The sequence below is a fragment of the Allobosea sp. 05T439 genome, assembly GCF_056396005.1.
The window spans coordinates 253,901-279,068 of record NZ_JBFTKP010000005.1 but is presented as its reverse complement, the minus strand read 5'-3'; the positions used below and the strand labels follow the sequence as shown (position 1 = coordinate 279,068).

Below are 25,168 nucleotides of genomic sequence, written 5' to 3'. Positions count from 1 at the left end.
CTTACTCGCTGGCGGGCTGCTTCTCGCGGGCCTTCTCGGCGTCGCGGGCAGCCTTGAGCTTCTCGGTCAGATCCTCGCCCGTCTCCTGGTCGACGACCTTCATCGAGAGGCGGATCTTGCCCCGCTCATCCTGGCCGAGGAACTTGACCTTGACCTTGTCGCCTTCCTTGACGACGTCCGAGACCTTCTGGACACGCTGGGCGGCCAGTTCGGAAATGTGAACGAGGCCGTCCTTGGCGCCGAAGAAGTTCACGAAGGCGCCGAACTCCATGATCTTCACCACGGTGCCGTCATAGATCATGCCCGGCTCGGCTTCCGAGACGATCGACTTGATCCACTTGATCGCGGCTTCGATCGACTTGCCGTCGGCCGAGGCGATCTTGATGGTGCCGTCGTCCTCGATGTTCACCTTGGCGCCGGTCTTCTCGACGATCTCGCGGATGACCTTGCCGCCCGAACCGATGACTTCGCGGATCTTGTCGACCGGGATCTTCATCGTCTCGATGCGCGGGGCATATTCGCCGAGCTGGGCGCGCGAGGTGGAGAGCGCCTTGGACATCTCGCCGAGGATGTGGTCACGACCGCCCTTGGCCTGGCCAAGCGCGACCTGCATGATCTCCTCGGTGATGCCGGCGATCTTGATGTCCATCTGCAGCGAGGTGATGCCCGCAGCGGTACCGGCCACTTTGAAGTCCATGTCGCCGAGATGATCCTCGTCGCCGAGGATGTCGGAGAGCACCGCGAAGCGCTCACCTTCCAGGATCAGGCCCATGGCGATGCCCGCAACCGGAGCCTTCAGCGGCACGCCGGCATCCATCAGCGCCAGCGAGGTGCCGCAGACGGTGGCCATCGAGGAGGAGCCGTTCGACTCGGTGATCTCCGAGACGACGCGGATCGTGTAGGGGAACTMGCCCTTGGCCGGCAGCATCGGACGGATCGCGCGCCAGGCGAGCTTGCCATGGCCGATCTCGCGGCGGCCGGGCGAACCCATCCGGCCGGTCTCGCCGACGGAGTAGGGAGGGAAGTTGTAGTGCAGCAGGAAGGTTTCCTTGTAGGTGCCTTCCAGCGAGTCGATGAACTGCTCGTCGTCGCCGGTGCCGAGCGTGGTCACGACCAGCGCCTGGGTTTCGCCGCGGGTGAACAGCGACGAGCCGTGGGTGCGCGGCAGGATGCCAGCTTCCGCCACGATCTTGCGGACCGTCTTGACGTCGCGACCGTCGATGCGGATGCCGTCGTCGAGGATGTTCCAGCGCACGATCTTGGCCTGGGCTTCCTTGAACTGGCCGGCGACCTGTTCCTTGGTGAAGGTCTTCACGCCATCCGGCTCGGCCGAGACCAGCGCCTCGACGACCTTCGCCTTGACGGCGTCGACAGCCTTATAGCGCTCGGCCTTGGCGGTGATCTTGTAGGCGACGCGGAGCTCGGCTTCGCCAACCTTGAGCACGGCGTCGAGGATCGCCGACTGGTCGGCCGGCTGGTAGTCGCGCGGCTCCTTGGCGGCCTTTTCAGCCAGACGGATGATGGCGTCGATCACCGGCTGGAAATGCTTGTGGCCGAACATCACGGCGCCGAGCATGATCTCTTCGGAGAGTTCCTTGGCTTCCGACTCGACCATCAGGACGGCGTCCTGGGTACCGGCGACGACGAGGTCGAGGCCCGATTCCTTGATCTCGTCGACCAGCGGGTTGAGCTTGTAGGCACCGTCGAAATAACCGACGCGGGCGGCGCCGACCGGGCCCATGAAGGGCACGCCGGACAGGGTCAGTGCGGCCGAAGCTGCGACCATCGCAACGATGTCGGGGTCGTTCTCCAGGTCATGCTGGAGCACGGTGCAGACCACCTGGGTGTCGTTCTTGTAGCCGTCGGCGAAAAGCGGGCGGATCGGCCGGTCGATCAGGCGGGAGACCAGGGTCTCCTTCTCGCTCGGGCGGCCTTCGCGCTTGAAGTAGCCGCCCGGGATGCGGCCGGCCGCGAAGGTCTTTTCCTGGTAGTTCACGGTCAGCGGGAAGAAGTCGAAGCCCGGCTTCGGCTCCTTGGCCGAGACGACGGTGGCGAGCACGACGGTCTCACCATAGGTGGCGAGCACGGCGCCGTCGGCCTGGCGGGCGACCTTGCCGGTTTCGAGCACGAGCTTGCGCCCGCCCCAGATCAGCTCTTCGGTTTGGATGTCGAACATGGTTCTCTTTCGGATCGGATGTGGCACACGTCCGGACGTCTCAAGCCCATGGGCAAGACGGCGGAAAGCTCGGGAGACGGTGAGCATTGCGCCCGAGCGCTCGGCGATCCTGCCATGGACGTCGGGGCGTCCGGCGGAGGCCTGCGGCTAAGCCACCCATGCGGCCGCCGCGTTGGAGTCAGGGCGCCGCACCATTGCGGCCAGACCCTGGAGTAGGAGCATCATGTCGCCCGAAAGATGGTTCCCACCTTTCGGCATCATGCTCTGGAAAAACCGCCCGGAACCGATCGGTGCCGGGCGGGAAGCTCTTGCGATCGATCAGCGGCGGATGCCGAGCTTCTCGATCAGCGTCCTGTAGCGCGCTTCGCTCTTGCCCTTGAGATAGTCGAGCAACGAACGGCGCTGCGAAACCAGCTTCAGCAGGCCGCGACGCGAATGGTTGTCCTTGACATGCGACTTGAAGTGACCGGTCAGGTTGTTGATGCGCTCCGTCAGGATCGCGACCTGGACCTCCGGCGAACCGGTGTCATTCGGCTTGGTGGCATGTTCCTTCACGAGCGCGGTCTTGCGCTCCGGCGTAATCGACATCGTGTGATCCTTCAGTTGAATGTTGATCTGGCGGGCCAGGCCGGGATGTCGTCCAGCAAGGTCCGGAACCCGCAATCCACCTCATCACGGAGGAGATGCGCAGCCAGCCGCAAGGCCGGTTGGCGCGGGATATACACGAATCTGGGTAAAACGCTAGCGCGGCGACGAGGCAGGCCGGGGCAGACCGTGGTCGTAGCGCCTCTGCGCTTCCTCGACCTCGCCGATATGGGTCTCGGCCCAGCGCGTCAATCCGTGCACGGTTGCTGCAAGCGTGCGGCCGAGTTCGGTCAGCGAATACTCGACAGTTACGGGCACGGTGGGGAACGCCTCGCGGCTGATCAACCCATCGCGCTCCAGGCTCCGCAATGTCTGCGACAGCATCTTCTGCGAGATGTTGTCGATGCGTCGGCGCAGCTCGTTGAAGCGCAACGTCCCCTCTCCGAGCAGAATCAGGATCAGCACCGCCCATTTATCGCCGATGCGGTCGAGGACCTGGCGGGTCGGGCATTGGGCGTTGAAGGCGTCCGGGCGTTGCAGCATCGTGGTTTCCCTCAGGTGACCATGTCGCGTGAAAGTGCCTTCTTTACGAGGCTCCACGCTGCCTCCATCTAGTATCGCACAGGATGTTGGTTCCTGAAAGATACTAGCCAAAGGCAGATCTCATGAAAATCGCTCTCATCGGCGCTACCGGCTTCATCGGCTCGCGCCTGCTGGCCGAGCTGTCCGCCCGCGAACACGCGGTTTCGGCGATCACCCGCAACCCCGGAAAGGTCGCAGCGGCGACTGGTGTGACGCCGTTGAAAGGCGACGTCTTCGATCGCGACGGGCTGGCCAGCGTGCTCGCTGGCCATGACGCGGTGATCAGTGCCGTGCATTTCACCGCGAGCGACCCGGCGGTTCTGCTGGCCGCCGTCAAGCAATCCGGCGTGAAGCGCTATCTCGTCGTCGGTGGCGCGGGCAGTCTCGAGGTCGCGCCAGGCAAGCAGCTGTTCGACACGCCGGAGTTCCCGGCGATCTATCTGGCAGAGGCGAAGAAGGGCGGCGCCTTCCTCGAGCTGCTCAAGGGTGAGAGCCAACTGGACTGGACGTTCCTGTCACCCTCGGCGCTGATCCAGCCCGGCCAGCGCACCGGCAAGTTCCGCCTCGGCAGGGATCAGCTTCTGGTCGATGCGCAGGGCAAGAGCGCGATTTCGGCCGAGGACTACGCGATCGCATTGGTCGACGAACTGGAGAAGCCTGCCCACTCGCGCCAGCGCTTCACGGTCGGTTACTGAACCATCGCGAGCAATTCAGGCTTTCTGGTAGTGGCGGCGGCCTGCATCTCGGCCGCCGCCTGGCTCCGGCATGATGCCGGACCCGGCTAGGCCGGAGTTGTTCGATGCCGCCTCGGCGGGCTTCAGGGCGGGCTTCAGGGCGGGCTATGAAAGCCCGTCGCAGTTCAGCTGGAAGTACAAGTCGCCTGTTCGGAGCACCGCCCCTGCGTGACGCTGCACGCTTGCGCGCCACGCAGTTCAGTCTCGTCCCGGCCTGAAGCATCGGCCCGAAAAGTGGATTGCGGCTTTCGGAAAGGCCGACGCAAACCCAGGGGGTTGAATCATGGGATTGGATACGGGATCCGACCGCATGGATTAGAGATTGAAGACCCGGTGCGGCACCAGCTCGCCATTGCTGATCGAGCCAGTGGCGATGAGCACGCCGCCGCTGGTCGCATAGACAGCCTCGGCTTCGATCGGCGCATCGCGACCGCGCAATAGTGCGCTCTGGCCACGCTTCAGCCGCAGGGCCGCATCGCGATGGACCACGATCTCCGGAATGAGCTCAAGCGCTGCTGCGACCGGCCGGAGTGCGCCCTCGGCCTCTTCCTGGCTGCTGCGCAACGTCTCGACGGTCGTCGCCTCGGTCACCGTGAAGGGGCCGACGCGGGTGCGCCTGAGATGGGCGACATGCCCGAGGCAGCCGAGCGCAACGCCGAGATCGCGGGCGATGGCGCGTACATAGGTGCCCTTGCCACATTCGGCCTCGAACGTCGTCGTCGCGCCGTCATGGCTGACGATCGACAGCGCATCGATCTCGACCGGGCGGGGCTGCAGCACCACCTCTTCGCCATCCCGGGCGAGGTCATAGGCGCGCTCGCCGGCGATCTTGATGGCTGAGTATTTGGGGGGCGTTTGCAGGATCGTGCCCGTGAAGCGCGGCAGCAGGGCCGCGATGGCGTATTCCTGCGGGCGTAGCTCCGAGGTCGCAATCACACGGCCTTCGGTATCGTCGGTCTCGGTCTGCGAGCCCCAGGCGACGGTAAACTGATAGGCCTTCCGGCCATCCATGACGAAGGGGACTGTCTTGGTCGCCTCGCCCAGCGCGATCGGCAGCAGGCCTGAAGCGAGGGGGTCGAGCGTGCCGGCATGGCCGGCCTTCTTGGCGCTGAAGGCGCGCTTCACCACGCTGACCGCATGGGTCGAGGTCATGCCGACGGGCTTGTCGAGCACCACCCAACCATGCACGTCGCGCTTCTTCGGGCGGGGCTGCTGCGCGTGCGGAGGCGCCACTGTCTCGCTATTCGTCGTCATGATGGTCGTCTTGGTCGATCTTCAGGGGCTGGCGCAGCGTGTCGCGGCGCACCGAATCGGAATCGAGCAGCGCATCGATGCGTTCGGCCTCCGAGAAGCTCTCATCCTGGCGGAAGCGGATATCGGGCGCGTATTTCAGGTTCACCCGATGGGCGATCTCGCCCCGGATATAGCGCTTGTGGCCATCGAGCGCCTTCAGGACCGGCGCGATGTCATTGCCGCCGAGCGGCATGATGTAGGCCGTCGCGAGCTTGAGATCGGGCGAGAGGCGCACCTCCGGCACGGTGATGACATGCTTCGCCAGCACGTCGTCGTGAATGTCGCCGCGGGCGAGCATCTCGGCCAGTGCGTGACGGATGAGTTCGCCGACGCGCAATTGTCGCTGCGAGGGGCCGCTGGGTTTTGCTGGTCTTGCCATGGTTCTCGATCTCCGGACTCGGACCGGATGAGCGTGGATCGTAGAAACGTCATGGCCGGGCTTGGCCCGGCCATGACGTCAAGGTTCTGCGAAGGAGCGGGCGCTCGTGATCGTCAGGCGGTCGGGACAAGCCCGGCCGCGACGGATCACAGCGTCCGCTTGATCTCCTCGACGCGATAGCACTCGATCACGTCGCCAGCGCGCATGTCCTGATAATTCTCGAAGGACATGCCGCATTCCTGGCCGGCAACCACTTCCTTGGCGTCGTCCTTGAAGCGCTTGAGCTGCGAGAGCTTGCCCTCGTGGACCACGACATTGTCGCGGATCAGGCGGACATTGGCGCCGCGTTCGATCGTGCCGTCGGTGACGCGGCAGCCGGCGATCTTGCCGACCTTCGAGACGTTGAAGATCTCGAGGATCTGGGCATTGCCGAGCATCGTCTCGCGCAGGGTCGGAGCCAGCAGGCCCGACATCGCCGCCTTCACGTCATCCACGAGGTTGTAGATGATGTTGTAGTAGCGGATTTCGACGCCGGCCCGTTCGGCCGCCTCGCGCGCTTCCTTGTGGGCACGCACGTTGAAGCCGATCACAGCCGCGCCGGAAGCCTGGGCGAGCGTGATATCGGATTCGGTGATGCCGCCGACACCCGACTGCAGCACGCGTGCGCGCACCTCGTCGTTGCCGACCTTCTCGAGCGTGCCGACGATGGCCTCGACCGAACCCTGCACGTCGCCCTTGACGACGAGCGGGAATTCCTTGCGGCCAGCGCCTTCCTTGAGGTCGCGCATCATCTCCGCGAGCGAGCGGCCCGCTGCCGATCCACCGCCACGAGCTGCGATCCGGTCGCGCTTCTGACGCTCACGGTAATCGGTGACCTCGCGGGCACGCGCTTCGGATTCGACAACCGCGACGCGGTCGCCGGCCTCAGGCGTGCCGTTGAATCCGAGAACCTCGACCGGCAGCGACGGGGGCGCCTCCTTGATCTGGGCACCGGTGTCGCCGATCAGGGCGCGCACCCGGCCCCATTCCGAGCCCGCCACGACGATGTCGCCGGTGCGCAGCGTGCCGCGCTGGACGAGCACGGTCGCGACCGGGCCGCGGCCGCGATCGAGCTTCGCCTCGATCACGGTGCCTTCGGCAGCGCGATCGGGATTGGCCTTGAGATCGAGCAGTTCTGCCTGCAGGGAGATAGCCTCGAGAAGCTTGTCGAGGTTCTGGCCGGTCTTGGCCGAAACCTCGATTTCCAGCGTCTCGCCGCCCAGCGTCTCGACCTGGATCTCGTATTGCAGCAGCTCGGACCGCACGCGGTCCGGGTTGGCGTCGGGCTTGTCGATCTTGTTGATCGCCACGATCAGCGGGACCTTGGCCGCCTTGGCGTGGTTGATGGCCTCGACCGTCTGCGGCATCACGCCGTCGTCGGCTGCCACCACGAGAACGACGATATCCGTCACCTTGGCACCACGGGCACGCATCGCCGTGAAGGCGGCGTGGCCCGGGGTATCGATGAAGGTCACCTTCGAGCCGGTCGGCGTCGTCACCTGATAGGCGCCGATATGCTGGGTGATGCCACCGGCCTCGCCGGTCACGACATGGGTCTGGCGGATCGCATCGAGCAGCGAGGTCTTGCCGTGGTCGACATGGCCCATGATGGTCACGACCGGGGGACGCTGGATCAGCATCTCATCGGTGTCGGRCGTATCGAACAGGCCTTCTTCGACGTCGGATTCGGCGACGCGCTTGACGGTGTGGCCCATTTCCTCGGCCACGAGCTGAGCAGTGTCGGCGTCGATCACGTCGGTGATCTTGTGCATCGCGCCCTGCTTCATCAGCAGGCGGATGACGTCGACGCCACGCTCGGTCATGCGGTTGGCGAGTTCCTGGATGGTGATCGTCTCGGGGATGATCACCTCGCGCATCACGCGTTCCTTGGCGACGTCCGAGGCACGGTGCCCGGTCATGCGCTGGACGCGACGGCGGAAGGCTGCAACCGACCGTGTCCGCTCGTCATCACCGCCGGTAGCGGTCGAGAGCGTCAGGCGGCCACGCGGCTTCTCACCGGCCTTGGGCGTCTTCGGGGCGGGAGTCGGCGCGCCGCGATTGGCAGCGCCGGGAGCGCCGCCGGGGCGACGGAACGCGGGCCTGGCCTCACCATCATCGGGGCGGCTGCGCGGGGCGCCGGCCGAAGGGGCCTGACGGGCCGGGCGGACGACGGCCGGCTCTGCGGGAGCGCTCGGATCACCGGCACGGGGGGGACGCGGTGCGTCGACCCGGGCAGGACGCGAGTCGAGCCGCGGCGGACGTGCACCGACGTCGCGCATCTGCGGACGTGCGCCACCGAACTCGCGCGGACCGGATGCGGGCCGTGCGGCGGGAGCATAGGTTGAAGGCTGGGACGGCTGCGCCTGCTGCTGCGGCGGAGCGGATGGAGCCGGGGCCGAGACCTGCTCACGCGGCTGCTGGGGGGCTGCCGGACGGGCGGCCTGGGCATCATCGCGCTGACGAGCGGCGACTTCGGCGCGACGCTTCTGCTCGTCTTCTTGACGACGGCGCTCTTCTTCCTCGCGCTGGCGAGCAAGAGCTGCCTCGCGCTCGGCCCGTTCGCGTTCTGCAACAAGCGCACGCTGGCGGGCTTCCTCTTCGGCCTGACGGCGCTCGTCGAGCTCACGGGCTCGCGAGTCGGACAGGGCGCGCTGACGCGCATCCTTCTCGTCGTCCGAGAGGGTGCGCAGCAGCATGCCGCCTGGCTTCGGAGCTGCGGGAGCCGGCTGGGGTACGACCGGACGCGGGGCAGCGGGCTGCACCGCGGGCTGCGGCGCACGAGCCACCGGCGCTTCCTTGACTTCGGGCCCACCGACGCGGCGCTTGACCTCGACGACGACCTGCTTCGAGCGCCCATGCGAGAAGCTTTGCCGAACCGTGCTCTGCTCGATCGGCCGCTTCAGCGTTAGGGTCTTCGGAGGGCTGACCGTCAAAGTCTTGTCGCCCGGGTTTTTGGTATCGCTCATTCCGCTTTCGGTCCTGCCGGTTCGGTCGTGTGTTCGTCTGTCTCGTCGAAATCCGTCGGGCTTTCCGGGCCCAACGCACCGGCATCGCCCATCCGGTAACGGACGAGCCGACGCCAGCGGGAGAGGAAACCCTCGGCCGCCGGTCCCGGAGCAAGGGCCGCATGTATCACATGTGACCGCCCCAACGCCAATTCCAAATCAGCCGCCGCGAATTCCGCGACGACAGGTGTGTTTCGGACCTTCAGCCCATCCTCGGCTCGCGCTGCCGCAACCCGCTTGAGAGCCTGTCCTATCTTGCGTCGGCCATCCTCGGCGCCATCGCTGGCTTCGATCACCGCGGCGAGACGCCCCGATCCGATAGAAGCCTCGACCTTGGCAAAGCCGGACGAAACCAGTCCCGCCTTGTTGGCCATGGCCAGCGCCTGGACTGCATCGCGATGCATCAAGCCATCGATCATAGCCGCAAGATCAGGCGGTATCATGACCTTGGTCTTGAGCGAGCGCTCGAAGGCCTTGCGCTTGATCGCCTCGGCGACCGTGGCCGCGCTGAGGCTCGTCCAGACGCCGCGGCCCGGAAGCTTGCGGCGCAAATCCGGCGTGAGAACCCCGTCGGGGCTGACCACGAACCGGATCAGATCCTCCGGCGCCTTGACCATGCGGGTCACGACGCAGCTGCGCTCAGGGCCGTCCTTGTGCGCGGGCCGCGCCGATTCCGGCCTTTTCATCACGCGCGCCTGACTCAGGCCTCGGCCGCTTCGCTGTCGGCCTCGGGCTCCTCAGCGGGAGCTTCGACCCAGCCCGCCTTGATGCGCGCGGCCATGATGATGGCCTCTGCATCCTGGCGCGACAGGTCGAACCCGTCGAGATAGCCGGAATGGCGTGTGCTCTCGCCATCCTTGCGTTCGGTCCAGCCGACGAGATCGTCAGTCGCGCAGCCCGCCAGATCCTCGACGGACTTCACATCGTTCTCGCCGAGCGCGACCATCATCGATGTGGTGATGCCCTCGACTTCGCGCAATGCGTCCTCGACACCCAGAGCACGACGCTTGTCGTCGAGCTCGGCTTCGACCGTCGCTAGGTATTCCTGAGCGCGCGACTGGATCTCGCCCGCCGTTTCCTCGTCGAAGCCTTCGATCGTGGCCAGTTCGGCGAGGTCGACGTAAGCGACCTCCTCGACCGAACGGAAGCCTTCCGAGGCCAGCAGCTGGCCGACGGTCTCGTCGACATTCAGCGCGTTCATGAAGGTCTCGGTGCGCTGCAGGAATTCCTTCTGGCGGCGCTCCGATTCCTCGGCCTCGGTCAGGATGTCGATATCCCAGCCGGTCAGCTGCGAGGCGAGGCGAACATTCTGACCGCGGCGGCCGATGGCGAGCGAGAGCTGCTCGTCGGGAACCACGACCTCGATCTTGTCGGCCTCTTCGTCGAGCACGACCTTCGCGACTTCAGCCGGCTGCAGTGCATTGACGACAAATGTCGCGACATCCGGCGACCACGGAATGATGTCGATCTTCTCGCCCTGCAGCTCGCCGACGACGGCCTGCACGCGCGAGCCCCTCATGCCGACGCAGGCGCCGACGGGATCGATCGAGGAATCGCGGCTKATCACGGCGATCTTGGCACGCGAGCCTGGGTCGCGGGCGACAGCCTTCACCTCGACGATGCCGTCATAGATCTCCGGCACTTCCTGGCCGAACAGCTTGGCCATGAACTGCGGATGCGTGCGCGACAGGAAGATCTGCGGGCCACGCGGCTCGCGGCGCACGTCGTAGACATAGGCGCGTGCGCGGTCGCCGACCTTGAAGGTCTCGCGCGGGATCATCTCGTCGCGACGGATGATGGCTTCACCGCGGCCGAGATCGACGAAGACATTGCCGTACTCGACGCGCTTCACTGCGCCGTTGACGATCTCGCCGATGCGATCCTTGTACTCGTCATACTGGCGATCGCGCTCGGCCTCGCGCACCTTCTGCACGATGACCTGCTTGGCCGATTGAGCGGCGATGCGGCCGAAATCGAAGGGCGGCAGCGGATCGGAGATGACGTCGCCGACCTGGGCTGCCGGATTGTGGCGCTTGGCTTCGGCGAGCGTGATCTCGGTCGAGGTGTTCTCGACCTGCTCAACGACCTGCAGGTGGCGCGCCAGGCGAAGTTCGCCCGACTTGGTGTTGATCTCGGCATGAACGTCGGTCTCGGCGCCGTAGCGCGAGCGAGCGGCCTTGGCGATGGCGTCCTGCATCGCGTCGACGACGATCTGCCGATCGATCGATTTCTCGCGGGCGACGGCATCCGCGATCTGCAGCAGTTCGAGCCTGTTGGCGCTAACAGCCATGACGCTCACTCCTCTTCGTTGTCGTTCTGCGGAGCCGGCTTGGGCTGTGTGCCCGGGCGCGGTCCCAGTGATTTGCCCCTGCCCTTCTTCGGGCTGGCGATCTCGTCCGCCGGCGGCATCTCGGGCGGCAGGCCAGACTTGCCCCGCCGCAGTGATTCGGTGACCAGGGCGTCGGTCAGAACAAGCCGCGCTTCGCCAATGGCGTTCATCGGAATCGCGACGTCGCGCTCTTCCTCGGTCTTCGCATCGTCGCGCGAGAGCAGGGCCGTATCGCCCTCGACGCCGCGCAGGATGCCGCGGAAGCGCTTGCGGCCGCCGACCAGCTCGTGCGTGTCGATCTTGGCAAGGTGACCGGACCAGCGCGCAAAATCGCTCGGGCGCACCAGCGGCCGGTCGATCCCCGGCGACGACACCTCGAGATGATACGCGGCCTGGATGGGATCGTCGACGTCGAGCGCCGGCGAAACCGCCTGGCTCACCGCCTCGCAACCCTCGACGGTCATCGTGCCGTCCGGGAGTTCGGCCATGATCTGCACGGTGCAACCGTTCTGGCCGGAGACGCGCACGCGCACCAGCCTGTAGCCGAGATCGATGATCGCCGGCTCGATGATGGCAGCGACACGCGCGGCCACACCGCTTTCGGTCACTACGCGCCTGTCCTGATCTGCTGCTGTCGGCTCGTTCATGTTCGGACTGCCTGCCTTCGCTCCGGCAGGGCTTGCGGCCAACAAAAAAGAGCGGGCCGGCCGGCCCGCTCTTGATCATCGGCTTACACCGAAACCAGAGCTGTTGCGTCGCTATTTAGTCCGCAACGGCCGGGCATGCAAGATCAAAGCTGCCCTGGCAGGGAGCAGGGTGTCGAAAGGAACGCCATGTAACGGCAATGGTGCTTCCATTCCGCGCCCGGCTTTATGCAATTGCGCTAACCGGCTGGTCATTCTTCTCGTCTAGCGTCGGCCAATGGTGCGTAAAGAGGTTGCGTAATGAGTTCGGTCAGCGCGCTGTTGCGTGATCTTGAAGCGACGATGTCGCGAGGCTCGGGCGATGAGCGCGTCCAGATCCTGATGCGTCTGACCGATCTCTTCGTCAGCACGGCCGCGACGATGGGCGATGACCAGATCAGCGTCTTCGACGTGGTGATCGGCAGGCTTGCCCGCGCCATTGAAACCCGCGCGCGGGTCGAATTGTCCGAGCGGCTGTCCATCGTGCCGAATGCGCCAGGCGGCGTGGTGCGCCAGCTTGCGCTCGACGAGATCGCGGTTGCGCGGCCGGTTCTGGTGGGCTCACCCGTGCTGTCCGATCAGGATCTGGTTGCGATCTCCGCCGCAAAGGGGCGCGACCATATGCTCGCGATCACCGAGCGTCCGTATCTCGCCGAGCCGGTGACTGATTTCCTGATCCTGCGGGGCGGTCGTGTCGTGACCCACGCGGTTGCGGCCAACCAATCCGCCCGCTTCTCGCGGCATGGCATGGGCGTGCTGGTGATGCGTGCGGTCCAGGATGACGGCTTGCAGGCGACGCTGGGAACCCGGAGCGACATCCCGGCAGAGCTGGTCGAGCAATTGACGTTGGCTGCGAAGAATTCGGCGCGTCGCAGGCTCGCTGCGACGTTCGAGCCGGCAATGGGCGGAGCCGTCGACCGCGCGGTGGAGCGCAGCGCCGATGCGGTCGCCGCACAAGACCAGCTTCAGGACGATCTCGGCAAGTTCAGCGCTGCGCTGGCCGATATCAAGGCCTTCCATGATGAGGGCAGACTCGACGAGGCCAAGGTCGCCGAGCTCGCCGCTTCGGGCGCAATCGAACACGCCATCTGCGGCGTCGCCATCCTGGCGAGGCTCGGCCTGCAGGCGACGGAGCAGATCATCCTCGGCCCGGATCGCGACGCGGTGCTGCTCGTCGGCCGGGGGCTTGGCTGGTCCTGGGAGACTACTCGCGCCCTGATCACCCTGCGCAAGGGCGATGGCAAATCGGCACCTGCGGTCGAGCGGGCCCGCCAGAACTTCCGCAACCTGACGCCGGTGACGGCGCAGCGGGTGCTCGGCTTCCTCAGGATGCGCGACGGCGTGCAGTGAGATAGCTCGGTACGCGCCCGGCAGCGATGGCCTTGGCCTCGTAACGCGTGCGGATCCAGCCCGGATAGGGTTGGCGCCAGTCGTCGGCGCGCTCATCGGCCCAGTCGAAATCCGGTGAGTGCAGCAGCCGCGACAAGGTCCAGCCGACATAGTCGTCGATATCGCTGGCGAAGCGGAAACGCCCACCCTTCCTCAGCGCCCGCGCGAACAGGGCGAGCGTCCGCTCCGAGACGAAACGGCGCTTGCGTTGCCTGCGCTTCGGCCAGGGATCGGGATAGAGCAGGTCGATCGCATCGAGGCCGCCTTCCGGCAGGCGCGGCAGCATCAGCGCGGCATCGCCATCCCAGAGCCGGACGTTGGTGAGGCCTTCCCGCTCGATCACCGCCAGGAACTTCGCCATGCCATTGACGAAGGGCTCGCAGCCGATGAAGCCGATCTCCGGACTCTCTCGCATGCGGGAGAGCAGATGCTCGCCGCCGCCAAAGCCGATCTCCAGCCGCACCGCCTCGACCGGCTTGGGAAACAATGCCTTCAGATCCAGGATCGCGCCTTCGGGCAGGCGCAGCCGTGGCAGGGTGCCCTCGATCAGCACGCTCTGACCTTCGCGTAGAGGCTTGCCCTTGCGCCGGCCGAAGAAGGCTCGTTCGAGATCTCTCTCCAGGTCTCGTTCTTCGCTCATGATCCCAAAACCCCGTCGTCACCGGCGAAAGCAAAAGGCCGGAGCGAGATCGCTCCGGCCTCTCCGGGATCCGGTAGACCGAACCCCGTCATAACATCCGCGCTGGATCAGGCTACGGCCTTCTTCAGCGTGTCGATCAGGTCGGTCTTCTCCCAGGAGAAGCTGCCGTCGCGACCGGCCTTCCGGCCGAAATGGCCATAGGAGGCAGACTTCGCGTAGATCGGCTTGTTGAGGTTGAGATGGGTCCGGATGCCGCGCGGGCTGAGATCCATCACCTCGCCCAGAGCCTTTTCGAGCTTGGCCTCGTCGACCTTGCCAGTGCCATGCAGGTCGACATAGATCGAGAGCGGCTTGGCAACGCCGATGGCGTAGGAGAGCTGGATCGTGCAGCGCTCGGCGAGCTTGGCGGCAACCACGTTCTTGGCGAGGTAGCGCGCAGCATAGGCAGCCGAACGATCGACCTTGGTCGGGTCCTTGCCGGAGAACGCGCCGCCGCCATGCGGGGCAGCGCCGCCATAGGTGTCGACGATGATCTTGCGGCCGGTCAGGCCGGCATCGCCATCAGGACCGCCGATCACGAACTTGCCGGTCGGATTGACGTGCCAGACGGTGTCCTTCGAGATCCAGCCCTCAGGCAGCGTCTCGCGGATATGCGGCTCGACGATCTTGCGGACATCCGCAGAGCTCAGCGAGTCGTCGAGATGCTGGGTCGAGAGCACGATCTGCGTGACGCCGACCGGCTTGCCGTTCTCGTATTTGACGGTGACCTGGCTCTTGGCATCGGGGCCGAGCTTGGCGGCCGGTCCTTCACCCGCATGGCGGGCCTTGGCCAGGACTTCGAGGATCTTGTGGGCGTAGTAGATCGGCGCCGGCATCAGCTCGGGCGTCTCGCGGCAGGCGTAGCCGAACATGATGCCCTGATCGCCCGCGCCTTCTTCCTTGTTGCCGGCGGCGTCGACGCCCTGGGCAATGTCGGCCGATTGCGAGTGCAGCAGCACGTCGATCTTGCACTTCTTCCAGTGGAAGCCGTCCTGCTCGTAGCCGATCGCGCGGATCGCCTTGCGGGCCGCCGACTTGACCTTGCTCTTCAGCGCCTTCTCGTCGAGCGAGGTGCGGACCTCACCGGCGATGACGACGCGGTTCGTCGTGGCCAGGGTCTCGCAAGCGACGCGCACCTGGGCCGGATCCATCCCTGCCTTGACGGCCTCCTTGAAGAACAGATCGACGACCTCGTCGGAAATCCGGTCGCAAACCTTGTCAGGATGACCTTCGGAAACGGACTCGCTGGTGAAGAGATAGTTCTGGCGTGACACGGACGAAGGATCCTTCATGCACGGACAAGCTGGTGGCCGCCAGCACGGACCCTGCCGGTGCGGGGCGCAGCGTTCTTGCAGCGAACGTGTTCGCCGTCAAGCGCTCAAATCCGTTTATCGGGAGAAACGTTCGTCAAGACGAACGCCGAGACGCTTCAATCAGGGCTTTTCAGCGTGTTCCTCGGCAATGGCCTCAACCAGATCGATAACCCGGCGTCGAACCTGCCCATTTTTAATGCGCACGAAGGCCTTGGTGAGTTGCACGCCTTCGCTGGTCGCCAGGAAATCCGAAATATAGGTCGTGGAGGCGGCGTCCGAGAAGCCTCCCGACGGCATGTCGCCGGACGGGGCGCCCTCGAAGAAAAAGGAGACCGGCACATCCAGCATCTTGGCGATTTGCTGCAAGCGGCTGGCGCTGATGCGGTTTGCGCCCTTCTCGTATTTCTGAACCTGCTGGAAGGTCAGCCCAAGTGCTTCACCAAGCTTTTCCTGGCTGACGCCGGCAAGCATGCGGCGCATCCGGACGCGGCTGCCAACATGGCGATCGATCGGATTGGGGATTTTCTTCAGCATGGATCGACGGGCCTCGGATCAGGGGCATTCTGCCGAAGCCGCAATCCGGCAGTGTCCTATGGTCAAACACAATACACTAGTTTCAACTAAATTGCTTCTTAAACGACATCTTCTGCGCTGGGAATAGTTCCAGTTGGAATTATTTTGAAAGTCGCAACCGCGAGATGAGCAAGAATATTACAACAAGGCCTGCAAAAATGACATCCCCGAGCTGCGCGTAAGGCGTAACAGAGGCGTGACTGGGCAGGGCCGAGTCGAGCACCCCCTCGCTCCCCAGCGGCAGGCTGCCGGTGATCCGGCCATAGGCGTCGATCACGGCGGATATGCCGGTATTGGCGACGCGCACCAGGGGCAATCCCTGCTCGACGGCCCGCAACCGGGCCTGGGCGAGATGCTGGTAAGGACCGCTCGTCTGACCGAACCAGCCGTCATTCGTGAGATTGAGCATGAAGCCGGGTCTGGGGCCCTGCGGCATCACCTCGCCGGGAAACACGGCCTCATAGCAGATCAGCGATGCGACCGGCGGCAAGCCGCGCACGGTGAGCGGTGTCCGGCGTGCGCCGGCCGTGAAACCGCCGGGAACGGCGACGAATTCGGACAGTCCGACACTGCGGATCAGCGTCTCGAGGAACGCGGGCAAGTACTCCCCGAACGGCACGAGATGGACCTTGTCATAGCTCGCGACGATCACGCCCTGATCGTCGACAACCTGGACCGAATTGAAGATCGGCGGCCGACTTTCGCCCGGCAGCGTTTCGCCGGCGCGGGCTGCGCCGGTGATCAAGGTTGTGTTCGGCGGCAGCAGGGCCGCGATCCGCGACAGCGCGCCCGGGGTTCGTCCGAGCAGGAAAGGGAAGGCCGATTCCGGCCAGATCAGATGGGTGACGTCCTGGACGCCCAGAGTCGTGGGACTTGTCGCCCGGTCGCTGAGCGCAAGATAGCGGTTGAGGATCGCTTCGCCGTTGCGCGGATTGAACTTGGCGTCCTGCGGCAGATTGGGCTGCATCAGGCGAAGTTTCACGCCGGGGACGGTGGGCGATGGCGCGGCGGGAATGCGCCAAGCACCAAAGCCGAGCAGCCCGCACAGGACCGCGAGCGCCAGAACTGGCGCCTGCCAGCGCTCCGGGCCCGGCTTGCCGGTGCCGAGCATCGCCGGCGCTGCGCCGAGCGCGACCGCCACCAAGGTCAGGCCGTAAAGGCCGGCGACTGAGGCGAACTGCGCAATCCATGGTTGACCGGCCAGCATCATGCCGTAGACGTTCCAGGGAAAGCCCGTCAGCACATGCCCGCGCAGCCACTCGCTCAAGGCGAGCGCGACAGCAAGGATGAGGATGCGGCCGCCGCCATGTGGCCAGACCAGGCGGGCGGCACCGAAGGCCAGGGCGGGAAAGACGGCGAGGAAGGCGGGCAGGGCAATGACGCCGAGCGGCATGGCCCAGGCGAATTTGTCGGCCTCGACAAGAAAGGCAGCACCAAGCCACCACAGTCCTGCGAGAAAGAAGCCAAAACCCCACCACCAGCCGGCAGCCATGGCGGCGCGGAAGCGCGCCCCGCGACTTGTGCCGACTGCGCCGTCGATCAGCCAGACCGCAATGGTCATCGGCACGACGATCAGTGGCCAGAGATCGAGGGGCGGCAGGGCGAGGGCGCCGCTGGCGCCGGCGACGAGCGCGATCAGGCGCTTCGGCCAGCCCCAGGCGAGGATGACCCTGTCGGCCAGGGCGGCAAGGCGCATCAGCCGGGATCCGTCGTCGCAGGAGCCTCGGAGACGGTGGGAACATTCCGATGGATGCGCAGCCGCTTGATGCGGCGCGGGTCGGCGTCGAGAATCTCGAAGGCCAGCCCCTCGGGCCCCTGGATCAGCTCGCCCCGTGCCGGGACGTGCCCGGCGAGCGTGACGATGAGCCCGCCGAGCGTGTCGACGTCCTCGGCGACGTCAGTCTCGGAAAGGTCGATCCCGGTTGCGTCCTTCAGGTCTTCGAGTGTCGCGCGGGCATCGGCGGTGAAACGGTTCTCGCCAGCCACCGCGATCGTCGGCGCGGTGTCGAGATCATGCTCGTCCTCGATATCGCCGACCACGATCTCGACCAGGTCCTCGATCGAGACCAGGCCATCGGTGCCGCCATATTCATCGATGACGAGGGCGATATGTGTGCGGGTGGCCTGCATCCTGACCAGCAGATCGACGGCAGGCATCGACGGCGGCACATAGAGCACGGGCCGCAGGATCTTGGCCGAAGCCAGAGTGACGGAAAGATCGATCGCGCCGAGATTGGGGCCGGCCGTTCCGGGCTGCGCGCCGCGGCGACCGGGTTTGGCCCGGGCTGCGATGAAATCGAGAAAATCGCGGATATGGACCATGCCGCGGGGGTCATCGAGCGTCTCGCCATAGACCGGGAGGCGCGAATGGCCGGCGGTGCGGAACAGGGCCAGCAATTCGCCGAGTGTTGCCTCGGACTGGACCGCGATGATGTCGGCGCGCGGGACCATGACATCGGCGATGCGGCGCTCGCGCAGGCTCAGAACATTGGAGAGCATGGCCCGCTCCTGCGGGCTCAGATCGGCGAGCTGCCCGCTCCCCTGGGCGAGCGCTTCGGTGATGTCCTCGCGAATCGTTGCCCCGTTCCGCAGGCCCAGCCGGTCGAGGAAATGGCTCAGCCATTGTGCCAGGCCGCGACTGGGAGGTTCACTTGGGGAGGGTCTACTGTCGTCGCTCATGGTACGGGGTGATCTGCCTTGGTCTGTGCCGCTGGAGCGGCTTCTGGTTCGGTGCCGGCATAGGGATTGGCGATGCCGAGGCTCGCGAGCGCGGCGATCTCGAGCCCTTCCATCCGCGTCGCTTCGGCTTCGGTCTCGTGATCCTCGCCCAGCACGTGCAGGAGGCCGTGGATGACGAGATGGCTGAGATGGTCGCCCATGCTCTTGCCTTCGCTCTCGGCTTCGCGCGCAACGGTTTCATAGGCCAGCACGATATCGCCGAGGACGGGGCTCGAGCCTATGCGCTCCGGCGTGGCGGCTGGAAAGGAGAGCACATTCGTCGCCTTGTCGAAGCCACGCCAGTCGCGATTGACGATGCGGATGCGCTTGTCGTCGGTGAAGAGAAGGCTCAGCTCTGCTTCGGCCAGCGGCTTGATGGCGGCGACGGTGAGCGCCGCTTCCGTTGCCCGGGCGACGCGCTCGCGCAGATCCGCGAGCTCGCGCCAGCGGCGCGACTGCAGGCGGATGTCGATCGCGAGGCTTTGCGTTCGCGGCGCTGCGCGCCGCGAACGAGGTCGATCGTTCATCGCGGCCTCTCCCGCGACAATGTGCGCCGCAGACCCTCGCTGTGGTCTTCAGGCGCCGCCTCGGCGACGACGGACCGGGCACGCTCCTCGCGCTCATCCCGCTCTCGGCGGGAAGCATCCTCGTAAGCCATCACGATGCGGCGCACGAGATCGTGCCGGACCACGTCGCCTTCCTCGAAGCGGGCATGGCCGACGCCCTCCACATCGGCCAAGAGCCTCACGGCCTCGACCAATCCCGAGCGCTGTCCCGACGGCAGATCGATCTGGCTCGGATCGCCCGTGATGATCATGCGCGAGCCCTCGCCGAGCCGGGTGAGGAACATCTTCATCTGCACGGAGGTCGCATTCTGAGCCTCGTCGAGCAGCACGACCGCATTGGTCAGGGTCCGTCCGCGCATGAAAGCGAGCGGAGCGATCTCGATCATGCCGGTCTGCAGGGCGCGCTCGACATGCCGCGCCTCCATGAAGTCGTTCAGCGCGTCATAGATCGGGCGCAGATAGGGATCGACCTTCTCGCGCATGTCGCCGGGCAGGAAGCCGAGGCGTTCGCCAGCCTCGACGGCCGGACGTGACAGCACCATGCGCTCGACCACGCCCTGCTCGATCAGCGAGACGGCATGCCCGACCGCGAGCCAGGTCTTGCCGGTGCCGGCCGGCCCCTCCGCGAGCACGAGCTCGTGGCGCTTGAGCTGGCGCAGATATGCATCCTGCGCCGCATTCCGGGCCCGCACCGGCCCACGCTTGCGGGTGACGATCGCCTCGAACGAGGCCTTGCCGGTATTTTCCGCCGGGAACAGCGAACGCTGGATGTTGCTTTCCTCGATGGCTCCGTCGACCTCGCCGAGATTGAGCGGAGCGCCCGCCTTGGCGCGGGTATAGAGCGTCTTCAGCACGCGCCCGGCCTGCTCGGCCGTCTCGCGCGGGCCCTTGACGGTGACATGGTTGCCGTTCGGGCTGATCACGACACCGAGCCGGCGCTCAAGATGAGCCAGATTCTGGTCGTATTGACCGAAGACCAGACTGGCCAGCCGGTTATCCTCGAAGGACAACACGACTTCCGTGGCGGGGACCCCGTCGCGTGTCAGGCTCTCGACACGTGGCGATGCGCCCTCGCGGCGCGGCTCTCGATCGGATCTCGGGGTCACCTGGTCAGTCTGTGCCAATAGAGTCGTCTCCCTGGCGCGCGTGCCCGGCCGAACAGGGGCGTGAGGCCGGGTAGTCCTTCGGCATATCCGGACGCGTCGATCTCATCCTGATGACAGGCATTGAGAGCTGGCTCGAAAGCTGGACCTGGTGATCTGGCGGTCACGCGGCGAGCCCCTCTGGCCCGGCCTCGCGGCCGAACAGCGAATTGGAGCCAGCCCGTTCGATCAGCACCTTCACCATGTCGCCAATCTGATTCGCCTTGGTGTCGATCTGCACAGCCTGAAGGTATGGCGATTTCCCTGCAAGCTGTCCGGGGTGACGTCCGGCACGTTCCAACAGGACATCGACGGTGCGGCCGACCATGGCGTGGTTGAAGGCCTGCCGGTGATGCTCGACGCGCTCCTGCAGGCGCTGCAGCCGTTCGCTCATCTCTTCCGGGGCGATCTGGTGCTCCAGCTCGGCCGCGGGCGTGCCCGGACGGGGCGAGTATTTGAAGGTGTAGCTCGAAGCGAAGCCGATATCCTCGACCAGCCGCAGCGTCTCGGAGAAATCCGCCTCGGTCTCGCCGGGGAAGCCGACGATGAAGTCGGAGGACAACGCGATATCGGGCCGCGCCTTGCGCACGCGCTCGATCAACAGGCGATACTCGTCCGCCGTGTGCTTGCGATTCATGGCTGCCAGGATGCGGTCCGAGCCCGCCTGCACCGGCAGGTGCAGGAACGGCATGACCTGCGGCAGGTCGCGATGGGCGGCGATCAAATCGTCGTCCATGTCGCGCGGGTGGCTCGTCGTATAGCGAATGCGGGCAATGCCAGCGATCTCGGCGACGCGGTGCATCAGCCGCGCCAGGCCCCAGATCTGCCCGTCGGGGCCTTCGCCATGATAGGCATTGACGTTCTGGCCGATCAGCGTGACGTCGCGCACGCCGGCATCCGCCAGTCGCTCGATCTCACTGACGAGTGCCGTGACCGGCCGCGAGAATTCGGCGCCCCGCGTATAGGGGACGACGCAGAAGGCGCAGAACTTGTCGCAGCCTTCCTGGATGGTGACGAAAGCCGAGATGCCGCGGCCCCGGATGGCCGCAGGTTTCGGCGCTGGCAGAAAGCCAAACTTGTCGTCGATCGGCAGGTCCGTGTCGACGACGCGCTTGCGCTTCGCCTCCGCCAGCAGCTCCGGCAGCCGGTGATAGGCTTGCGGGCCGACGACGAGGTCCACGGCAGGCTGCCGGCGCTGGATTTCCGCGCCTTCAGCCTGGGCAACGCAGCCGGCGACGACGATTCTCGTCTCCTGGCCGGCCGCGTTCTGGCCGTTCTTCAGGTCGCGCAGCTTGCCGAGCTCGGTATAGACCTTCTGCACCGCGCGGTCGCGGATATGACAGGTGTTGAGCAGGATGAGGTCCGCGCCTTCCGGCGCCGCCGTCTCCTCGTAGCCTTGCGCGGCAAGGATGTCGGCCATGCGCTGCCCGTCATAGACGTTCATCTGGCAGCCGAAGGACTTGATGTGGACTTTCTTCATCGTTTCGGATCGGGTCTCCAAACCGTCTCCTTACTCTGGATCGCGCGCCGTGAAAATGACCTCGCGCTATGCGTCCTTCACAAAGCAACATCCGCGCCAATACGCGCAATGACCTTCACGAGACCGGCCGTCCTGTCACCGCCTCGCGACGAGCGCGGCGGATCGCCTGCTCCGCCCGCCGGGTCGCGACCTTCCGCGAGGTCTCGTGGCCCATGCGGATCGGCTCGCCCCATGCGAGCTCAACGTCGATCGCACCGGAGTTGAGCATCGCTTTAAGATGGGGTGCGAGCTCCGTATCGCCATACCACGCCAGCGACGAACGCTCGACGCGTCCGCCCGCCATCCCGTGAAAGCCGGTATAGGTGATCGAGAGCGGATAGACGGTGATGTCGCCGTTATTGTCATTGCGGCCGAGCGCTTCGTGAACGGCGCCGAGCAGGGAAGACCGCAGCGGCAATGTTCTCGTGCCGTCGCCCGTGGTGCCTTCGGCAAAGAGCACCACGGCCTGCCCGTCGGAAATTCGCTTGCCCATCTCGGCGGTGATGCCGGCGGTTGCGGTCTTGCGCGTTCGGTCGATGAACAGCGTGCGCTGCACTGCGGCCAGGAAGCCGATCACCGGCCAGGTCGCAACCTCGGCCTTGGCAACAAAGGAAAGCGGCTGCGCGGCGCCGATCACCGGAATGTCGAGCCAGGAGACATGGTTAGCGACGATCAGTCCGCCTGCGCCCTTCGGCGGCGGGGTGCCGCGGACATGACGCCGGACACCGAGGCAGGTGCAGGCCAGCCGATGAAACCACAGCGGCACGGTCCAGCCATGGCGTGGCCCAAGGCGCAATGCGACGAGCTGCACCGGGACAAGCGCGGCAGTGCCGAGACCGAGCAGGACGAGCCGCAGGATCGCGCCGGGGCGTAGACCATTCATGCGGGGCGTGGCTCCCGTCGCGCGGATCGCGAAAGTGTGAAGGACAGAAATCCGGTGCGCTTCATGGACGACGTGGCTGCCGCTGTCACGCGAGATCGAGCCGCATGGTGACGGCGGTGGCACGCGTGCCGTCGGCCTTGGGATAGTAGCCCTTGCGCCGCCCGACCTCGCGAAAGCCGAAATGCCGGTAGAGCCGGTCGGCAGCGGCGTTGCCGTCTTCCACCTCGAGATAGACATGGGCGACGCCCATGCCAGCGAGTTGGCTGAGATGGGCCGAGAGCAATGCACGACCAAGTCCGCTGCCGCGTTGGCGGGGCGAGACGACGATGCTCAGGATCTCGGCCTCGTCCACGGCCCGTCGAGACATCACGAAGCCGGCGGGGTTAGGCTCGTTGCCGGCGAACACGCCGTCGGCGACGACGGCGCTGTCCACCAGAAGCCCCGCGCATTCTCCGGGCTCCCAGCCGCGGGCGAAGCCGCCGAGATGATGAAGTGCCGCAACATGGCGTGCATGCCGCACGTCGAGGCGCGCTGTTCGCGCCGGCGCAGCGTGAGGGTGCAGAAGTTTACGCAGCCAATCCATGCCGCTTGATCGCATGTTCCCGGGAGCCGGCAAAACGTCGAAATGGACGCCGTCAGCGCCGCGGCAAGCGGGCGCGATCCTGCGGTGTCGTCTCCGGCTCCTTGAGGTAGAGCGGGCGCGGCGGCGCGGTGGCAGGATCGGCGAGAAGGCCTAGTCGTGCGACCCAGGTCACATCCGGAGCCTTGGCATCGTCGATGACCAGTGCATCGAGCCCGATCGCCCAGGCCTCATTCGCAACGGCGAGCGCCGAGGAGCCGACAAGGCTGACCGGACCGGCACCGATCGCGCGCGCAGCATCCCGATAATTGACCTGCCGAATCGAAACGAGCTGCTTGCCCTGCGAGCTCAGCGCCTGGAACCAGACCTGGCCATGCTTGGCGTCCAGCGCGGCGGCGACGACGCGGCCCGACTCCCTGCCAATGAGGGGCGCGGCGGTTGCCGCCAGCGTCGTCACGCCGACGGCGGGGATTCCCGCAGCCAGCGCGATGGCGCGTGCGGCACTGATTCCGACGCGCAGGCCGGTGTAGCTGCCCGGCCCGATGGTCACGGCGACGCGGTCTAGCGAGGCGAACCCGCCGTCGACGGTGTTCATCACCCGTTCGATCAGCGGCATCAACGCCTCGGCATGTCCGCGATCCATCGCAATCTGTTCGCGTGCGAGGGGCGTGGTTTCGCCCATGTCGAGGACACAGGCGGAACAGGCGCCAAGCGCGGTGTCGATGGCGAGAATGCGCATCAGGTCACGATCCTGAGGAATGCAGAACGGCGTTCGGACAAGATCATGCCCAGGCGAATAATATCAGACGGCCTCGACTTCGCGCACATCCGGAAGGAAGTGGCGCAGCAGATTCTGGATGCCGTGCTTCAGCGTCGCAGTCGAGGACGGGCAGCCCGAGCAGGATCCCTTCATCGCGAGATAGACGACGCCATCCTTGAACCCGCGGAAGGTGATGTCTCCGCCATCGCCGGCGACCGCAGGGCGGATGCGTGTCTCCAGCAGATCCTTGATCGTCTCGACGGTGGCGGCGTCCTCCGGCGCGAAGAATTCGCCTTCGTCGGTGACATCGGCCTTCGAGCCGTCCGAGAGGACCGGCGCGCCCGACATGAAGTGCTCCATGATGGCACCGAGGATCGCGGGCTTGAGATGCGGCCATTCGCCGCCCGACTTGGTGACCGTGATGAAGTCGGAACCGAGGAAGACGCCGGAGACGCCGGTGACGGCGAAGAGACGCAAGGCCAGCGGCGAACGGTCGGCCTGCTCGGCGTCGCGCAGCTCGAGGGTGCCGTCCGGCATGACGGTGCGCCCGGGCAGGAATTTCAATGTCGCCGGGTTCGGCGTGGCTTCAGTCTGGATGAACATGGTGGCCTCCGGTGCCGGCGGGTCAAGGCCGCCGTTCCTGAGCCCGATATAGGCGCGTTGCTGGAATCATTCCAGCGCCAACCCGGCCTTGCGGGTCAGGCCAGCGCGTCGATCTCCTCGTCCTCGAGATGGCCGGGCACGATTGCGACCGGGATCGGGAAGGTGCCGGCCGATTTGCCGGCAAGAGCGCTGACCAGTGGGCCTGGACCGTCGCGCCCGGTGCCGGCGGCGAGCACCAGCAGCGAGATGTCCTCGTCGGCCTCGATCAGTTTGACGAGTTCGTCCGACTTCACGCCGGTGCGGACAACCTTCTCGGGCTCGAGCCCGGCGAGCGCGCGCACGGTTGCCGCCGCATCGTCCAGTAGCCGTTCGGCTTCCGCTTCCGCCTCGGCCTGCATCACCTCACCGACACCGAGCCAGGTCTCGTGCTCGGGCGGAGTGATGACGCCGAGCAGCACGATCGAGGCGCCGATACGCGCGCACCGCCGCGCGGCGAAGCGCACGGCCTTGGCGCATTCTTCGCTATCGTCGACCACCGCGAGGAATTTCGGGCGATGGCCCGTTTCATAGGACCGCCGTCGCGTCACCATCGATTCAAACCTGCCGCCGCTTCGGGAGAGCCCATGGTGGCCTGCGCC

General features: G+C 65.9%; 24 protein-coding genes. 2 read left to right on the top strand and 22 right to left on the bottom strand.

Going from position 1 to position 25,168, the window contains the following annotated elements; genetic code table 11:
* Position 1 precedes the first annotated feature (1 nt).
* From pnp to AC1DIO_RS08345, 3 genes are all read right to left on the bottom strand, one after another.
* Entirely contained in the window at positions 2-2,176 is a 2,175-nt protein-coding gene (gene pnp, locus AC1DIO_RS08355; RefSeq protein ID WP_476853316.1) for a polyribonucleotide nucleotidyltransferase, read from the bottom strand.
* Positions 2,177-2,494: 318 nt separating this feature from the next.
* Positions 2,495-2,764, bottom strand: a complete 270-nt coding sequence (gene rpsO, locus AC1DIO_RS08350; RefSeq protein WP_043239192.1) for a 30S ribosomal protein S15 — start codon at positions 2,762-2,764, stop codon at positions 2,495-2,497.
* 153 nt (positions 2,765-2,917) lie between these two features.
* Entirely contained in the window at positions 2,918-3,304 is a 387-nt protein-coding gene (locus tag AC1DIO_RS08345) for a winged helix-turn-helix transcriptional regulator (protein ID WP_441492028.1), read from the bottom strand.
* Between the two features lie 122 nt (positions 3,305-3,426).
* Between AC1DIO_RS08345 and AC1DIO_RS08340 the strand changes: the two genes are divergently transcribed.
* Positions 3,427-4,038: an NAD(P)-dependent oxidoreductase gene (locus AC1DIO_RS08340; RefSeq protein ID WP_441505096.1), complete on the top strand. Its 612-nt coding sequence runs from the start codon at positions 3,427-3,429 to the stop codon at positions 4,036-4,038.
* 354 nt (positions 4,039-4,392) lie between these two features.
* Here AC1DIO_RS08340 and truB read toward each other — a convergent pair whose 3' ends face one another.
* The 6 genes from truB to rimP form a co-directional block, all read right to left on the bottom strand.
* A complete protein-coding gene (gene truB / locus AC1DIO_RS08335) occupies positions 4,393-5,331 on the bottom strand; it encodes a tRNA pseudouridine(55) synthase TruB (RefSeq protein WP_476767842.1) in 939 nt (312 codons plus the stop codon).
* Complete coding sequence (gene rbfA / locus AC1DIO_RS08330; protein WP_441492025.1) at positions 5,318-5,749, bottom strand: 30S ribosome-binding factor RbfA; 432 nt, start codon at positions 5,747-5,749, stop codon at positions 5,318-5,320. Before rbfA ends, truB begins: the two co-directional genes overlap by 14 nt.
* Positions 5,750-5,895: 146 nt before the next feature.
* Complete coding sequence (gene infB / locus AC1DIO_RS08325) at positions 5,896-8,754, bottom strand: translation initiation factor IF-2 (RefSeq protein ID WP_476853315.1); 2,859 nt, start codon at positions 8,752-8,754, stop codon at positions 5,896-5,898.
* A complete protein-coding gene (locus tag AC1DIO_RS08320; RefSeq protein WP_441492023.1) occupies positions 8,751-9,479 on the bottom strand; it encodes an RNA-binding protein in 729 nt (242 codons plus the stop codon). Before AC1DIO_RS08320 ends, infB begins: the two co-directional genes overlap by 4 nt.
* A 14-nt stretch (positions 9,480-9,493) precedes the next feature.
* Positions 9,494-11,083 (bottom strand): transcription termination factor NusA, encoded by a 1,590-nt coding sequence (gene nusA, locus AC1DIO_RS08315; RefSeq protein ID WP_069878570.1) that lies wholly within the window; start codon positions 11,081-11,083, stop codon positions 9,494-9,496.
* Positions 11,084-11,088: 5 nt separating this feature from the next.
* On the bottom strand, positions 11,089-11,769 hold the full coding sequence (gene rimP / locus AC1DIO_RS08310) for a ribosome maturation factor RimP (protein ID WP_441492022.1): 681 nt from the start codon (positions 11,767-11,769) through the stop codon (positions 11,089-11,091).
* A gap of 297 nt (positions 11,770-12,066) precedes the next feature.
* Here rimP and AC1DIO_RS08305 point away from each other — a divergent pair, with 297 nt between their 5' ends.
* Positions 12,067-13,155: a DUF2336 domain-containing protein gene (locus AC1DIO_RS08305; RefSeq protein WP_441492021.1), complete on the top strand. Its 1,089-nt coding sequence runs from the start codon at positions 12,067-12,069 to the stop codon at positions 13,153-13,155.
* Here AC1DIO_RS08305 and trmB read toward each other — a convergent pair.
* The 13 genes from trmB to AC1DIO_RS08240 form a co-directional block, all read right to left on the bottom strand.
* Positions 13,130-13,834, bottom strand: a complete 705-nt coding sequence (gene trmB, locus AC1DIO_RS08300; RefSeq protein WP_476767838.1) for a tRNA (guanine(46)-N(7))-methyltransferase TrmB — start codon at positions 13,832-13,834, stop codon at positions 13,130-13,132. The genes AC1DIO_RS08305 and trmB overlap by 26 nt on opposite strands.
* Positions 13,835-13,941: 107 nt before the next feature.
* A complete protein-coding gene (gene metK / locus AC1DIO_RS08295) occupies positions 13,942-15,147 on the bottom strand; it encodes a methionine adenosyltransferase (RefSeq protein ID WP_441492019.1) in 1,206 nt (401 codons plus the stop codon).
* A gap of 159 nt (positions 15,148-15,306) precedes the next feature.
* Positions 15,307-15,720, bottom strand: a complete 414-nt coding sequence (locus AC1DIO_RS08290) for a helix-turn-helix domain-containing protein (protein ID WP_069878567.1) — start codon at positions 15,718-15,720, stop codon at positions 15,307-15,309.
* A gap of 139 nt (positions 15,721-15,859) precedes the next feature.
* A complete protein-coding gene (gene lnt / locus AC1DIO_RS08285) occupies positions 15,860-17,455 on the bottom strand; it encodes an apolipoprotein N-acyltransferase (RefSeq protein WP_476770852.1) in 1,596 nt (531 codons plus the stop codon).
* Positions 17,455-18,438: a hemolysin family protein gene (locus tag AC1DIO_RS08280; protein ID WP_441492017.1), complete on the bottom strand. Its 984-nt coding sequence runs from the start codon at positions 18,436-18,438 to the stop codon at positions 17,455-17,457. The genes lnt and AC1DIO_RS08280 overlap by 1 nt, the downstream gene beginning before the upstream one ends.
* Positions 18,435-19,004, bottom strand: a complete 570-nt coding sequence (ybeY, locus tag AC1DIO_RS08275; RefSeq protein ID WP_441492016.1) for an rRNA maturation RNase YbeY — start codon at positions 19,002-19,004, stop codon at positions 18,435-18,437. Before ybeY ends, AC1DIO_RS08280 begins: the two co-directional genes overlap by 4 nt.
* Complete coding sequence (locus AC1DIO_RS08270) at positions 19,001-20,089, bottom strand: PhoH family protein (protein WP_476775131.1); 1,089 nt, start codon at positions 20,087-20,089, stop codon at positions 19,001-19,003. Before AC1DIO_RS08270 ends, ybeY begins: the two co-directional genes overlap by 4 nt.
* 220 nt (positions 20,090-20,309) lie before the next feature.
* Complete coding sequence (miaB, locus tag AC1DIO_RS08265) at positions 20,310-21,665, bottom strand: tRNA (N6-isopentenyl adenosine(37)-C2)-methylthiotransferase MiaB (protein ID WP_476775118.1); 1,356 nt, start codon at positions 21,663-21,665, stop codon at positions 20,310-20,312.
* 115 nt (positions 21,666-21,780) lie between these two features.
* Positions 21,781-22,587: a lysophospholipid acyltransferase family protein gene (locus tag AC1DIO_RS08260; RefSeq protein ID WP_476775117.1), complete on the bottom strand. Its 807-nt coding sequence runs from the start codon at positions 22,585-22,587 to the stop codon at positions 21,781-21,783.
* An 85-nt stretch (positions 22,588-22,672) separates the two neighbouring features.
* Entirely contained in the window at positions 22,673-23,170 is a 498-nt protein-coding gene (locus AC1DIO_RS08255) for a GNAT family N-acetyltransferase (protein ID WP_476775116.1), read from the bottom strand.
* A gap of 52 nt (positions 23,171-23,222) precedes the next feature.
* Positions 23,223-23,906, bottom strand: a complete 684-nt coding sequence (gene tsaB, locus AC1DIO_RS08250; protein WP_476853314.1) for a tRNA (adenosine(37)-N6)-threonylcarbamoyltransferase complex dimerization subunit type 1 TsaB — start codon at positions 23,904-23,906, stop codon at positions 23,223-23,225.
* A 63-nt stretch (positions 23,907-23,969) separates the two neighbouring features.
* Positions 23,970-24,530, bottom strand: a complete 561-nt coding sequence (locus AC1DIO_RS08245) for a NifU family protein (RefSeq protein WP_441492011.1) — start codon at positions 24,528-24,530, stop codon at positions 23,970-23,972.
* 95 nt (positions 24,531-24,625) lie between these two features.
* Positions 24,626-25,120, bottom strand: coding sequence for a universal stress protein (locus AC1DIO_RS08240; protein WP_069878559.1), 495 nt, complete (start codon positions 25,118-25,120; stop codon positions 24,626-24,628).
* Positions 25,121-25,168: the final 48 nt, after the last annotated feature.